This window comes from Dehalobacter sp. TeCB1 (assembly GCF_001707455.1).
GTDB lineage: Bacteria > Bacillota > Desulfitobacteriia > Desulfitobacteriales > Syntrophobotulaceae > Dehalobacter > Dehalobacter restrictus.
This window is the reverse complement of the sequence record NZ_MCHF01000014.1, coordinates 76,898-91,047: the sequence shown is the minus strand read 5'-3', so window position 1 is coordinate 91,047 and position 14,150 is coordinate 76,898. Positions and strand designations below refer to the sequence as shown.

16 protein-coding genes are annotated in these 14,150 nt (G+C 44.1%); 3 read left to right on the top strand and 13 right to left on the bottom strand.

The window, feature by feature from the left end; all coding sequences use genetic code 11:
- Nucleotides 1-160: 160 nt before the first annotated feature.
- Nucleotides 161-1,096, bottom strand: a complete 936-nt coding sequence (locus A7D23_RS04565; protein WP_019225505.1) for a diacylglycerol kinase family protein — start codon at nt 1,094-1,096, stop codon at nt 161-163.
- A gap of 338 nt (nt 1,097-1,434) precedes the next feature.
- Here A7D23_RS04565 and A7D23_RS04560 point away from each other — a divergent pair, with 338 nt between their 5' ends.
- Nucleotides 1,435-1,626, top strand: a complete 192-nt coding sequence (locus A7D23_RS04560; protein ID WP_242871497.1) for an SHOCT domain-containing protein — start codon at nt 1,435-1,437, stop codon at nt 1,624-1,626.
- Nucleotides 1,627-1,748: 122 nt separating this feature from the next.
- Here A7D23_RS04560 and A7D23_RS04555 read toward each other — a convergent pair whose 3' ends face one another.
- The 9 genes from A7D23_RS04555 to A7D23_RS04515 form a co-directional block, all read right to left on the bottom strand.
- Entirely contained in the window at nt 1,749-2,456 is a 708-nt protein-coding gene (locus A7D23_RS04555; protein ID WP_019225507.1) for a Crp/Fnr family transcriptional regulator, read from the bottom strand.
- A gap of 318 nt (nt 2,457-2,774) precedes the next feature.
- Complete coding sequence (locus A7D23_RS04550; RefSeq protein WP_019225508.1) at nt 2,775-4,115, bottom strand: reductive dehalogenase; 1,341 nt, start codon at nt 4,113-4,115, stop codon at nt 2,775-2,777.
- Between the two features lie 13 nt (nt 4,116-4,128).
- Nucleotides 4,129-4,443 (bottom strand): hypothetical protein, encoded by a 315-nt coding sequence (locus A7D23_RS04545; RefSeq protein ID WP_019225509.1) that lies wholly within the window; start codon nt 4,441-4,443, stop codon nt 4,129-4,131.
- A 242-nt stretch (nt 4,444-4,685) separates the two neighbouring features.
- Nucleotides 4,686-6,041, bottom strand: coding sequence for a DUF4349 domain-containing protein (locus A7D23_RS04540; protein ID WP_019225510.1), 1,356 nt, complete (start codon nt 6,039-6,041; stop codon nt 4,686-4,688).
- Complete coding sequence (locus A7D23_RS04535) at nt 6,041-6,550, bottom strand: RNA polymerase sigma factor (RefSeq protein WP_019225511.1); 510 nt, start codon at nt 6,548-6,550, stop codon at nt 6,041-6,043. Before A7D23_RS04535 ends, A7D23_RS04540 begins: the two co-directional genes overlap by 1 nt.
- 92 nt (nt 6,551-6,642) lie before the next feature.
- Nucleotides 6,643-7,200 (bottom strand): chromate transporter, encoded by a 558-nt coding sequence (locus A7D23_RS04530; protein WP_019225512.1) that lies wholly within the window; start codon nt 7,198-7,200, stop codon nt 6,643-6,645.
- Between the two features lie 45 nt (nt 7,201-7,245).
- Nucleotides 7,246-7,785: a chromate transporter gene (locus A7D23_RS04525; protein ID WP_019225513.1), complete on the bottom strand. Its 540-nt coding sequence runs from the start codon at nt 7,783-7,785 to the stop codon at nt 7,246-7,248.
- A gap of 78 nt (nt 7,786-7,863) precedes the next feature.
- Nucleotides 7,864-8,427 (bottom strand): type II CAAX endopeptidase family protein, encoded by a 564-nt coding sequence (locus A7D23_RS04520; protein ID WP_019225514.1) that lies wholly within the window; start codon nt 8,425-8,427, stop codon nt 7,864-7,866.
- Between the two features lie 5 nt (nt 8,428-8,432).
- Complete coding sequence (locus A7D23_RS04515) at nt 8,433-9,626, bottom strand: amidohydrolase (protein ID WP_019225515.1); 1,194 nt, start codon at nt 9,624-9,626, stop codon at nt 8,433-8,435.
- Nucleotides 9,627-9,890: 264 nt separating this feature from the next.
- Between A7D23_RS04515 and A7D23_RS04510 the strand changes: the two genes are divergently transcribed.
- Nucleotides 9,891-10,229 carry a P-II family nitrogen regulator gene (locus tag A7D23_RS04510; protein ID WP_025205581.1) on the top strand — a complete coding sequence of 113 codons (339 nt, stop codon included), beginning with the start codon at nt 9,891-9,893 and terminating at the stop codon, nt 10,227-10,229.
- Nucleotides 10,230-10,383: 154 nt separating this feature from the next.
- Nucleotides 10,384-10,590, top strand: a complete 207-nt coding sequence (locus A7D23_RS04505) for an alpha/beta-type small acid-soluble spore protein (protein ID WP_019225516.1) — start codon at nt 10,384-10,386, stop codon at nt 10,588-10,590.
- A gap of 127 nt (nt 10,591-10,717) precedes the next feature.
- On the opposite strand, the gene A7D23_RS04500 is transcribed toward A7D23_RS04505, so the two are convergent.
- The 3 genes from A7D23_RS04500 to A7D23_RS04490 all read right to left on the bottom strand — a co-directional run bounded on the left by A7D23_RS04500 (nt 10,718) and on the right by A7D23_RS04490 (nt 14,149).
- Nucleotides 10,718-12,421, bottom strand: coding sequence for a glutamine--tRNA ligase/YqeY domain fusion protein (locus A7D23_RS04500; RefSeq protein WP_026071847.1), 1,704 nt, complete (start codon nt 12,419-12,421; stop codon nt 10,718-10,720).
- Nucleotides 12,422-12,499: 78 nt separating this feature from the next.
- Complete coding sequence (locus A7D23_RS04495) at nt 12,500-13,420, bottom strand: ADP-ribosylglycohydrolase family protein (protein WP_019225518.1); 921 nt, start codon at nt 13,418-13,420, stop codon at nt 12,500-12,502.
- Nucleotides 13,421-13,561: 141 nt separating this feature from the next.
- Complete coding sequence (locus tag A7D23_RS04490; protein ID WP_242871496.1) at nt 13,562-14,149, bottom strand: hypothetical protein; 588 nt, start codon at nt 14,147-14,149, stop codon at nt 13,562-13,564.
- Nucleotide 14,150: the final 1 nt, after the last annotated feature.

Genomic DNA, 14,150 nt, shown 5'->3' with positions numbered 1-14,150 from the left:
CTCACCACCTCAAAACTGCTTTCCTTACCCATTAATTGTATTATATGCAAAATCCCTTTAAAGGTCAATATTGGTCAGACGTATATTTGTCTTTAGCTGACCTTTCAGAATCTTCATCTATATGCGTATTCATCCGTATGGTTTTAACGTTAATGGAAACTTATACCCATAGTTTCAAGCACTTAGGGATTACCCGGTATGCCTTCGGACATACCCCCGGGATCTCCCCATCGGTTTCAAAGAGCATGGAATCCGGCATATGCAGTTCAATTTCCTTACAGCGGAACACTTGGACTTCAGGAAGATGGATATGTTGCCCTTTATAAAGCAGCGGAAAACGTGTAAAGAGCCTGGACAGCTTCATTTCTTTTATCACAACCAGATCGAAGAAACCATCATCCAGGCGGGCATCAGGCGCAATATGCATTCCGCCGCCAATATATTGACCATTGCAGACCATAAGCCCCCAGATATTCCCTTCCCAGAATGTATCTCGGTCCATTTTCAGAGAAACACAGGCGCTCTTATACGATAGAACAGCTTCTAGAGTACTGGTCAGATAAGAGAGCTTGCTACCCATCGCTTTACTCCGGCAATTGGTCCTGTGAACCGCTTCCGCGCCTACTCCGACATTGGATGCATTCAGAAAATAACGTATCCGTTCTTCCCCTTCAAAATTCAGAAAGTCGACTCGTCCAAGATCAGAAAGAATGATATTTGGCTCCTTCAGCATCCTGATCAAGGCGTTCAGACCTTTTTCTTTGCCTGTTTTTATTGTCCTTACAAAATCCCCGCCTGTTCCTTGTTCAAAAACAGCCAGTTCGATATCGTCCGCGACAAGCCGGTCATTCTCAATAAGACCATTAAGCACCTCATTGACAGTTCCGTCTCCTCCGACCGCAATCATCCTCCGGTACCCTTCGTCCAGAGCCATACGTGTTATTTCTGTTCCTCCCCCGGAGCGGGAGGTCAGCGCATAATCGACCTGTATTCCCACCTGCTGAAGCTGCTGGTAATACCCTGGCCAAAGTCCCTGCGTTTTTCCATTTGCTGACCGGGGATTCACAACAGCAAACCATGATTTCTGCTGGCTCATTCTCATCTTCCTATCATCTTAGTTTTTCTCGGTCATTTTCTCGATCATTTTTCTCTGTTCATCCACTGGCATGGTTTAGTTTTTAAACATATTGTTTCGCTAATTTTCAGAAATCCCCTTTATGCGCGAAAAATTATTTTTTCCTGCCAACGTTCATGCAGTACTTTCTTCACAAATATTCAGGATCAAACGGCAAGGCTTTCATTCTGTCACTATACTTGCCAAAAATCTGCAGCATATTCACACGGATTTCATTTCCTTTTCTCAGATCTGCAGCCATCATAAATCAGGCACAAACGGCACAAAATATTGATGACAATGGTTTAATCAAAAAAATCATGATCATCCAATTGCTTTTCTGGCTGGGAATTATTTTTCTTGCAGTCAGGTTTATTCGAAGTTATCTGGACAGACAGAACACCTCCGGTAAACCGGAAGACCACGCTATGACCATCTTACGTGAACGATATGCCAAAGGGGAAATTGATCTGGAAGAATACAATACCCGAAAAAGCGAGTTAGGGAGATAAAATTTTACACAAATCAAAAGATATAAAAAATTTTATTAAAGCATATCATAATGTAAAATATCAAGGGACAGATCCCTTGATATTTTACATTACCCCACCGCATTTTTAATTATCCGGATGATTTAATACGTTAATTCCTCATTCGCAATAAGGTTACATAATTTATTGAGATCGTAAACCTTTATGACTTTTCTATTCTTTTTTATGATGCCTTCTTTACTAAGATAAGTAAATAATTTACAAACGGTCACAGGATGGGTTCCTGTTATTTTGGCAATCGTCTTTTGAGACACATTCTCAACCGCTAACTCATAATAGTCATTCACCCGATTTCCTTTTGTCAGACAGAGGTTATATAGAAAAGAGAATACCCTAGCAGAAGGACGGCTTTGATATAAGTCCCTTGATTGATACATGAAGTATTGCGTTTTTTGTATAAGATTCAAGATAAAATTTTTAAATAAACGGGTATTCTGCGATAATATTGCAATCATTATATCCAAAGAAAAAAAACAAACAGTGCAATCTTTTACTGCAGTAATTTGAAATTCATGATCATCATTTTGGTTTAAAGCCACCGCTATACCGTTCTTAAAAACTTCAAGTAGATACTTTTCCTCACCATTCCGCGATACCATACTCACGTCAAGTTGTCCCGAAATCAAGAAAATAACATTGCTAAAAGGTATGCCGGGCGAAACGATCTTGCTTCCTCTTGCAAATGTATGCAGGCTTCCAAGAGAAGTATACATGTTTAGCTCTTCAATGGGATCAAATGTTGGAATAATAGGCATCTTTATTATACAATCCGGTAGTTTCCCGTTTTCCAAAGTTATCCCCACCTTTTAAAAAAAAATATAATACCGTGGTCACCCTCATTATACCCGTTATGGTAGTTTTCTTGTTGTTTTAAGCCTAGTCTTCTAAAATTTAATAGATTATTAGTCCCTTGGCTATTTGCTGAAACCAAAAAAGTCATTAGAAAAAAGAAGGAAGATTCTTTTCAAATGACGATTAAATCTCTGCAATATTTTTTGATGAAGACCGATTGCAAGTAATAAACATTTATATCTTTAAGCGGCAAGATAAAGCCCCGGCCGCTTAAAGATACACCTAATGAGAAAACTGAACCGATTATTGTTTGATGGCTAATACCTCTCGGGCCATTCCAGCCACCATTTATATTTCTCGATCTGTTCCGTACCATAGCCAAACATATCATCGATTGTCTTAAGCAATCTGGATGAGGTCTCACCTTTACTGCCGATCCAAGTACCTGCTTCATGGAACCAGGATTGTTCTTTTGAGTCCCAAGGGCATACTTTCATACACCTGCCGCAGGAAGAACCTTCTTTGTTGGTTGACCGGAATATTGTGCATTTTAGAGAGTCAGTGTTCCATCGCAAGTATCCATTGTGCTCGACTGGATCATCATCAAATGTAATAGCGCCCCCTGGACAGTTATCCGCGCATTTTTTACACACCCGGCAAAAATCCTGCAAGCCGAAATCAATGGGATTATCGGGAACGAGCGGCAAATCCGTGGTTACAGCTGCACACTTATGGCGGAATCCCAGACGGGGATGAGCTACGCAGTCTCCTGTTCTGGATAACTCGCCCAATCCCGACGCTATCAGGCAGGGACCCATGACTGCTTCATAGTTGGAAATATGGTTTGCCCTGGCATTATAACCCAGGTTACGAATATAACTCGCTAAGATGACAGCAATAACACCGGACGCATGGTATGAACGGAAGGATTGACCAGCACTGATACCATCATATCCGGTCGAACCCAACATCGTTTCCAAATGCTGGTCAACCATAAACGTAATGACATAAGGCATCCTCTCCGTGACCGGAATTGACTTAGACAAATCATCCCCATTCTTAAACAAATCATCCTGCGAAGGGGACCTGTAACTATAATAAGCATAAGAGGGCATCTTGCCGATTCCAACTTCGTCAGCGCGTAAATAATACGCGCAATCCTTAATGTGCTGGGACATTTGTTCAGGATCAGGAATCGGAAGCTTTTCAGGAGCCGGTTTTCCGCCGCACAGTGCGTCTGGAGCGATAACGCCGACAAATCCCATAAGAGCTGCATTAAAAGGATGCTTACCAACAAAGTGATAGTGGAGGGATTCTTTTCGAGCTTCGGGGGTTAGTTTACCACGAATAGCATAATTGAATCCCGCGTCTGCTGCATGGGTGTTTTTAATAGAACCGACGATCTTTGAAGTTCCAAGCCATTGATCGTTATTCTCAACGAATCGGACAGTGGCACCACCATAATCTACATTGGGATGCAGCTTGGATTTGGCTCCGTTTTGAGAACCTGTCTGGCTTGCCATAGCTTCTGACGGCAAAACTCCGATTGCGCCAACAATCCCTACTGCCAGTGCAGAAGCAGCCCCTGCCTTTAAAAATTTACGTCGGTTCATCTGGAATCCTTGTTCCTGCTGTTTTTCTTCTAGAAATTTCGACATTACTTTTCACCTCTTAACTCGTCAAATTAGAACTTTTCTGTTTCTTACCCAAACCTATTAATCCCACTAATCTTGCTAATACGATTCCGATGACGATAGATAGCCCAAAAAAGAGAAAGATTCCGGTACTCGTAGCTTTGACATGACCAATCTGAGCATTAAGCACAATGAAAGATAGCCCGATACAAGTAATCAGAAACCATACCAAATACAGAAACCAATTAAGCACAGTTTTCTTTTTATCCGCCTTGTTTGCGTAAGGTCTCAGGGCTAAAATACCTGCTAAAAAGAGCATTCCAACAACAAAAATGAGAACTACATTCAACACGTTAACACCCCCTTTCCATACTTTTTCACATCAAGTCTATAAAATAAACTCAAGTCACTCGCATTATATATCTGTAATACGTAATATCTCTTAGTAGCTACTAATTAGTGATTATTTTTCTAATTCCAGGAATTTCTCTGCTTTTTTATTTAAAATAAATTGATAAAAAATAAGCTGGGATGTAGCGTCGTACAACGACATCCCAGCTTTTTCATCAATCGTTTCGTTATAAATATAAGGTTTTATTCTTCATCTTCCTTATTTCGTCTAAAACTTTTCTCCGAAAGCATCCTGCGTTTTCTAATGATCCGGCAGACCAGCCAGATCAGCAGCAGAACCGCCAATACCGGCAGCGCATAGCCGATGAAGACCAGCACATAATTGAGCGCATTCCAGAGGAAGCTTACGGTCTTGATCAAAGCATTCTTCACGGCAATCAAGGTATTCTTTAGCGATATCGGCTGCCAGGGATTATTGACCGTCAGGTCGTTCCGGGCCTGCTCAATATTGATGGTGAACTGGGAGTATTCGACCCGGTTGTCATAGTATTTGAGCTGCCCTTTCAGGCTTTCAATTTCTTGTCGGACTGTAGCCAGGGAGTTTTCAATTTTTAGAATGTCTTCAACGGAATTTGCTTTTTGGAGAATTTCCAAATACCGTTGTTCCTGAGCCTCCCAAGATCTCAAACGAGTTTCGGTGTCAAAATAAGCCGTCGATACATCTTCGGTATACTGGTGTTGATTGACGATGGTGCCGAACTGGGGAATACTGTCTTGAAACGTTTGGAATTGTTTGGCCGGTATTCTTAAGGAGAGAAAAGCCGTCACGCTGTTGTCATAATTACTACGGGTTGATTCGGCGATATATCCGCCAAGGGCCTCGGTTTTCTCCTCGATAGCCTTTGCCGCAGCGGCGACATCATCTGCCTTCATAAAAACATCGAGCGAATAGATGATCTTCTGCCGGGAAAAATCGTAGGCTGCAGATCCACCCGGAACCGAATTCTCCGAACTTTTTTTCTGAGCAGCAGATCCTGCAAACGAGGGAGAAAGCGTGTTACGGGAGTCAGCTACTCCTCCTCCAGATTCAACCGCAACACCAGCATCAGGGCTCGCTGCAGGTTCGTCAACCATGTCCTTTGCGGCATTCACTGAAGATGCTTGCTGCCAATTAACCTGTTCATGCCAACCATCATCCATCAGGATTCCATTCACGCCAAGACCAACGGCCAGAACGATAACAGTGGCACAGCCGATCAACACAAACGCTTTTTTATTGCCATAGAGAAGTCTGTTTCTTATCCGGGCTACCAACGTTCCAAATCTGTTCGCCTTTAAAGCTGCTTGCTGAACCGGAGTACTCTTTTCGGTGCTGGCTTCCTTATTGGTTTCATTGTTGATTCCCGTGCTTGTTTCAGCAGCCACAAATGTCATGTTTTCCAGCGGCTGACTTTTAACAGAATCCAAAATTTTTCCCCGGGTTTTATCTTTGATCCGCTCCTTAAGACCATCGTCCTGATAGACATAACCGAAAAATTTCTTAAGACGCATGAGATCACCATCTTCTTCCCACATGGCTTTTATTTTATCTTCAGACATCAGCATTCACCTCCAGCCACTTCCGCCTGATAGGCTGTCCGGAAACTTTTTTTGGCCCGGTAGAGCAGGCTGTCCACCGCCTGTTGCGTGGTACCGAGAATTGTCGCCGTTTCGGATGCGCTGAATCCATCGATCAGCCGTAATTGAATCACAGCTATTTGATGTTCTGTCAACTGAGAAAGGGTATTGCTTACAGAAAGGACAGTACCCAGGTCCTCCCCATAATCCCTGCTATTATTTGCATCCTGGATCTCTTCTGTAATCGGAATCATATTAACCTGTTTCCTACCCCGGTAAAAATCCGCAATATAATTCGAAGCAATTTTTAACGCCCAGCACTTCAAAGAGCTTCTTCCCTCAAAGCCGGCCAGTGATCTCCAGACCTTAGCCATGACTTCGGAAGTAACATCTTCAATTTCTGATGAAGGAATCCTCAGACAGACAAACCTGTAAACAGACGGGAATAGTTCCTCATAGATTTCATCAAATGATACCTCGGTTTGATTCATACCCAGACCCACCCCCTTAAACCGAAACATTGAATTCTACCCGGGCAACAGTATAGACGGAAATATCCGTGTTTTTCTGATTCGTATTTTCCTTATTTAGAAATATTTTCTGATTCAAACTTTTTCTTAAAAATGAATATCCCCAGAATCATGGAAATGACAACCAGAAATGCCGGATTCAGTCCGGGCCAAATCAGCATCATGGCAAAAGCTGCGATCCCCAGGACCCAGGTCGCTTTATCCTTAAAGGCACTCTGACCCATCTGCAGTGCCGATTGAGCCAAAAGCACCACAACGACAGGTCTGACCCCTTTCAGCATAGCCTGCAGTGCAGGTGAGTCAGCATAGTTAATCAGCAGGTGACCCAAAAATATCATGATCAGCGCCGTTGGCAGAACAGCGCCAATGATTGCAGCCAGTGCCCCGCTCCAGCCCTTGACGCGATGTCCGATCATTCCAGCCAGTTTCGTCGCGATCGGTGCCGGCATAGAATTGGATATGGCCACAACGTTTGTAAAATCTTCACTGGTGAGCCACTGATACTTGTGCACCGTTTCATTCTGGATGATCGGGATCATGGCCGGTCCACCGCCGAAACTAAAATTGCTGGCTCTAAAAAAAGCAATAAATAAATCCCAAAGCACTTTCATGTCATACTCCCAAAATCTGAATTTGAAATGTTCAAACCGGGCAAATCAAAAGATCAGGTAACCGATGACCATGGAAAGAACAATCAGCAATACCGGATGCAGTTTTAAAAAATACAGGGCTGCCGCGGACCCGACCGCGATCAGCACGGTGGCGTAATCCAGGGGTACCTGGATTTGAAAAGCATCAACAGCCATCTCATAAGCTACGATGATCAGCAAAGCAGTAACAATGGGTCTCACACCTGTCAGTGCGGCCTTTAAATTACTGGAATTCGCATATTTTTTTAAGATACTGCCTAAAACAATCAATATAAGCACCGTGGGCAGGGTCGTTGCCAGTAAGGCGACGATCGCTCCCGGCCAGGAAGCAACCTGATAGCCGAGATAGGCCGCTACTTTGGTTCCAAGCGGCCCGGGAAGCGCATTTGCCAAGGCAATGGTATCGGCAAACTGAGCATTGGTCAGCCAGTGATAATTATCAACGGTCTCCGCCTGAATCAACGGAATCATCGCCGGCCCGCCGCCATAGGACAAGTTGCTCGCCCAAAAAAAAACGATAAACAAATTCCACAAATCGGTTGCCATTTGTTCTCCTTCTATTCCTGTTCCTATCTTGTCATGATGCTTTAACCCAATTCAATTATAGCAAACGTTTTTGGTCTTTTAAATCAATTCAAAAGTGCCCTTTTTCATCCAATAAGCTGTTGTCATGTTGACGATGAAATGACATAACACGGGAACCCAGAGTGTCAAAGAAACGGCATAGGTAACTCCGAGAAAGGTTCCCATCAAGAAGACCTCCACAAGGATAAACACCTGGCGCCAATATCTGTAGTGAATCAGCGTAAAGACAACAGCCGTCAACCATAACCCTAAAATTGGCTGAATCATGCCTCTGAACAGGAATTCCTCACTGAAAGCACCGAGGAAAAATATTGGAAATAGCTCTTTCAGTGAGAATTTGTCCATCAGGATAAGGTTAATCTCATCAAACAGGCTTTCCTTCGGCAGATATTTCAAGAAGAAAAATTGAAGCGCAATCAGTACGGCGGAGCCGACGGCCAATGTAATGATGGCTTTACTTAAGCTATCCATTTTAAACATTTCCGCCAGCACGATTTCTCTGTCCAATGATTTCAGTATGACCCAGAGGCCCAGGGCAATAACAATCAGGATCACCTGCGATAACAGGATATTCAAACCCAGCATCTTTTTAGATATTTCCATCGCCGTTACATCCTTTCCAGCAGTCCGAGCGCAGAGCATGCCAGAACCCGGGTTCCTATGCTAAGCGCCTCTTCATCAATATTAAAGCACGGATGATGGTGCGGATGGCTGATTCCTTTCTTCTTATTCCCCGCTCCGATGAATATCAGCATTCCGGGTAAGCGATGAAGATAAGCGGAAAAGTCTTCGCCCCACATCACCGGATTGGCTTTAACCAATGCTTTTGCTCCGAATTCTTCTTTTAGTATTTCCGTTACTTTGCCGACAACGGAACTGCTGTTAACAACAGGATCATAACCGAGCTCGTAATCGAAGGTGTATTTTGCGCCATAAGCAAAACAGATTCCTTTAATGATATTTTCCATTCGTTTCGGAACTTCCAAACGGGTGTCCCTGTCAAATGTCCTGACGGTTCCTTTCAGGTCTACCCGCTCAGGTATGATATTAAAGGCCGAGCCCCCTTGAATATTCGTAATAGACAAGACTACGGATTTCAGAGCGCTGGTCTGACGGGATACGATATTTTGCAGAGCGGTAACGATCTGTGCACTGATCAATACCGGGTCGATGGTATCCTCCGGCATCGCGGCATGACCTCCTTTACCCCATATCGATATTGTAAAGTTGTCCGGGGCAGCCATTAAAGGGCCCGAGGCTAAGCCGATCTTGCCAGCAGGCAAAGACGTAAAGAGATGAAGGGCAAGAATCGCATCGACCCCGTTCAGGAGACCAAGTTTGACAAGATCTTTGGCTCCACCGGGATGTTTTTCTTCAGCATGCTGAAAGATGCAGCGGATTTCTCCTTTCATGTCGGATCTTAGTTCCGCAAGAACTTTTGCAGCCCCGACCAGCATGGCCGCATGTCCGTCATGACCGCAGGCATGCATGGTTCCAATATTTTGGGACCGGTAAGGCAGATCGTTTTCTTCCTGGATCGGCAGTGCGTCAATATCACTCCTGAGCGCTACCATTTTCCCCGGCATACTTCCTTTAATGGCAGCCAGAACACTGGTCTCTGTCGGTCTCGACACCTCAATGCCCGGAACTTCATGCAATCTGTCGAAGATCATATCTGCCGTATGATACTCCTGAAAAGATAATTCAGGATAGCGATGAAAGGTCCTCCTCAGATCGATGATTTCTTCGTTCCTTTCGGCAACAAGTCCGCTAATGGCTGTGATTCGTTCGTTTTCCGGCATATCGTCAACTCCTGTATCGGATAAGTATCACCCATTAATTCTCCAAAAATGTGCATAATCCTTGAAACGCCGGACTTTAATTGGCCGATCGGCAATGAATACAAAATTCTTTGGTTAAATTTCTTGCATTATGCCGGCATTCTGCTACGATAGATTCAGATAAATAGTAAACACGGACAACGATGTCCTCGGGATTTAATCCCGGGGACTATTTTTTTTGCAAATACTGTTTATCAAAAATAATTGATCAAAGAGGTGGATAAAATGAAAAAAATTGAGTGTATTATTCGTCCAGCCAAATTGGAAAATGTGAAAGAAGCCCTCGGAAAATTTGGTATCAAAGGAATGACGGTCACCAACGTAATCGGCTGCGGACTGCAGCAGGGAAAAACAGAAGTATACCGTGGAAATGCCTATACCATCAATCTATTGCCCAAATACAAAATCGAAATTATTGTCCCGGACGAATCTGTGGATAAAGTTATCGAAATCATTACCGAGACTGCCAGAACGGGAGAAATCGGTGACGGAAAAATCTTCGTCTATGATGTGCTGAATGCCGTACGGATCAGAACAGGAGAATCGGGAGAAAAAGCCGTCTAAAAGATATAAATATAAAAAATATATAATGAGCTTTTCCAGATATGTTACTTCCTAAAATATAAGCAAACAATTACCGGGTTTAAGAAAATCAAATTCACAAATAATAAGAACGACTCCCAAACAAAAAAACTTATATTTCAAGGAGGAAAATGACATGGCTGGTGAAAGAAATTCAAACACGCCTGCCGTCCAGGGCGTAGGAAAAGGATTGGATCAACTGAAATACGAGATCGCTAATGAAATGAACGTTACGCTGGGTGCAGACCGCACTTCCCGTGAAAACGGAACTGTCGGCGGTAATATGACCAAACGCATGATACAATTTGCTGAGCAGCAGTTGAAAAACGGACAGAGAATCTAACTTCTCTTTGTTCACTTTTAGAAGCAACGTATAAGAAGCATTCCTTAATCGGAATGCTTCTTTACTTTCATAAAAACAAGAAATTCTCACCATGTTTCCAAGATTATTTCCAAGATTATTTCCAAGATTATTTATTCATCTTTGCCCAGCTGTCCCTCAGTCCGACGATCTGGTTAAAGACCGGATGATCACTGGAATGGTCTTTCAAGTCCGCACAAAAATAACCCTGTCTCAAAAATTGATATTTGCTGCCGGGATCAGCTTCTTTCAAACCCGGTTCAATTTTGCAACTTTTTAGAATCTGCAGGGAGTCCGGATTAATTCTAGCAAGGAAGTCGTCGCTCTCTGCAGAATCTTCCTCCGTATACTGATCATCCCTGATCAGATAATCATACAAACGTATCTCGGCATCTTCGGCATGGGCCGCCGAAACCCAGTGAAGCGTCCCTTTTACTTTTCTCGAGCTTGCCGATCCGCCGCTTTTGGTGTCCGGATCATACGTACAATGGATTTCTATAATCTGGCCATCTTCATCTTTCAGGACTCTTTCACATTGAATAATATAGGCATGTTTTAGCCGGACTTCATTACCGGGGGAAAGACGGAAGAATTTTTTGGGCGGCTCCTCCATAAAGTCCTCGCGTTCGATATAAATGGTCCGCGAAAACGGAATCAGCCTGGTCCCTGCCTCCGGGTCCTCCGGATTGTTCTCTGCTTCCAGGAATTCATCCTGGTCTTCCGGATAATTGATCAGGACGACCTTGATCGGATCCAAAACAGCCATGACCCGCTTGGCTTTGGAATTCAGATCTTCACGCAGGCAATGTTCCAGTAAAGCGACATCGACAATGCTGTTGGCTTTAGCTACCCCGATACGGTCGCAGAAATCTCTGATCGCTTCCGGTGTATAGCCTCTGCGCCTTAAACCGGAGATCGTCGGCATCCGCGGATCATCCCATCCCTGGACATAACCGCCTTCAACTAATTGGCGAAGCTTTCTTTTGCTCATGACTGTATTCGTCAGATCCAGACGTGCAAACTCATATTGTCTGGGCCTGTCCCCTTCGATCAGCTGTTCTGTCAACCAGTCATAAAGCGGCCGGTGATCTTCAAACTCCATCGTGCAGATCGAATGGGTAATGTGTTCCAGCGCGTCCGATAAAGGATGCGCAAAGTCATACATCGGGTAAATACACCAGGTATCTCCGGTCCGATGATGCGACGCATGCATGATGCGGTAAATCACCGGGTCACGCATATTTAAATTCGGAGAACCCATATCGACTTTTGCTCTGAGCACTTTCGCGCCGTTCGGGAATTCTCCGGCTCTCATTCTTTGGAACAGGTCAAGATTTTCTTCGACACAACGGGTACGGTAAGGGCTGTCCTTTCCAGGCTGGGTCAGCGTCCCGCGGTATTCTCGTATTTCCTCTGCCGACAAATCACAGACAAAAGCCTTGCCTTTTTCAATCAGCCCTACGGCAAACGCGTATAGCTTTTCAAAGTAATCGGAAGCATAGTACATCCTGTCCTGCCAGGAAAACCCCAGCCATTGGACATCTTCCTGAATCGACTCGACAAACTCAGTTTCCTCTTTGCTCGGGTTGGTGTCGTCAAACCTAAGATTGCAGCATCCGTTAAATTCCAGCGCGGTGCCGAAATTCAAACAGATGGATTTGGCGTGTCCGATATGAAGATAGCCGTTAGGTTCAGGCGGAAAACGTGTATGTACCCTGCCGTTGTTTTTATTCAGCTTTAAATCTTCCCGAATAATGTTATGAATGAAATTGGACGATGAATAAGAAGAATTCGATGTATTTGATGTATTAATAGCAGTAACCCCCTACGAAAACACTTATATTATCCTAAACACTTATATTATCTTAGTATAGTAGATTTCTAAGAAATTTCAAATACCTATTTTCGGCCCCCTGTCAATAGCAAGCAGCCTGTCCGTCAGCACTAAGAGTTCATCTCTTCGCGAGAGCTTCTCCAGCCACCTGGACGGTATGTTCTCTATGCCATAGCAGGCTCCGGCCATCCCGCCGGTTACTGCGCCGATCGTATCCGCGTCTCCTCCGAGGTTTACGGCCATCACCAGCGCTTCTTCCAGCGAATTGGTCTGAAAGACACAATTTAAAGCAGTTTCCAATGTATGGACAACGTAACCGCTTGTTTTCATTTGATCCGTACTTAAGTTCATTTGCAGGGCAAACGGAGCATCCGCCTGGGCCTTTTCCAGCACGATGCGGAGTTCTCCGCCTAAAAGCAATTCCCTGACAATTTTACAGTAAAAAACCACACATGCTCCAGCCAGTGGATCATAGTGGGTCAGAGCCGATAATCTTGCCGCCAGATCCGTCATTTTCGCCAGGTTATTGTGATAGGCAATGACCACAGGGACCGTTCTCATCAGCGAACCATTGCCGCCGCTTCTCCCGCCGCTGAGTCGATGGGCATTCTCAGCGATTTGCAGCCATTCCTGTTCATTATTCGCTTCTGCCCGGATTCCTTCCTGCAGAACCATCCGGCAGATATTTCCGATGCATTTGGGCTCTTGCCGGGCCCATTCCCGGAAATTCCGGGCAACGGCCTTTACCGGGTCTGCGGGGTCTTCAAGAATCCCGTTGGCCGCTGCAAGGGTCATTTCTGTATCATCGGTAATTTCTCCGGGTGCCAATTTCCAGAATCCCCCGCCGGTCATATCCCGGTGTCGGCCATAGGTATGAACAATTTCTTCGCGGTTCATAAATTCAAGGGGTGCCCCAAGTGCATCCCCAGCTGCCACCCCGAGCATTGCCCCCCTTGCTCTGGAAATGAGATCTTCCATTTTGTTTTCCCCTTATACATCATCGCATAGTTTCTTGGTTTGAACCATTAATGGCTATACCGTTATCATACACTTTTATTCTAAAAACAACTATCAGATTTTAAGATGACTTCGCATCCAAATAATTTGCATTTGTACTTTTTACAAATTGATTTTGTTTTGCTTAAAATACTGAATAATCTGTTCCTTCTCGGCTTCTTCCGCATGGTTGGTTGTGAGGATTTCCCCACCTTTCATACCATTCCATTTGATATACAGCGTTTGTTCAAAGCTTTCATTGATGATCGGGTCTTCATATTTCAAAACAATTACGAAGAAATACGGAAGCACATCTTTTAATGTCTTTTGTTTGTTGATGCCTTCGAGACTAATCAGTAAGGTGGCCGAAGCATTTTTGGGAATATCATTGACGAGCGCATATTCGTCAATTGTGACCGGTTTTTCCTTTAAGCCGGCCTGAAAAACTATAGACTTGCTCCAAAGACTAACAGCCGGATGCTCGCCGACATTGGTAAAAACCATCTCAAATTCAGGTGATTCTCTCAATACCACTTCGGGAGAATCCTTGAACGTAAAGTACGGACGGTTGGCTTCTCTCTCCTCGTTCCAGGCAGATACGGTGATATAGACGGTGATCAATGCCGTCACAGCAAGTATGGCTGTCCCAACAGTGGCAATCATATTGGAATAACTGATTAGTTTGTTTTTTTTCTTTGACAATTTGCACACT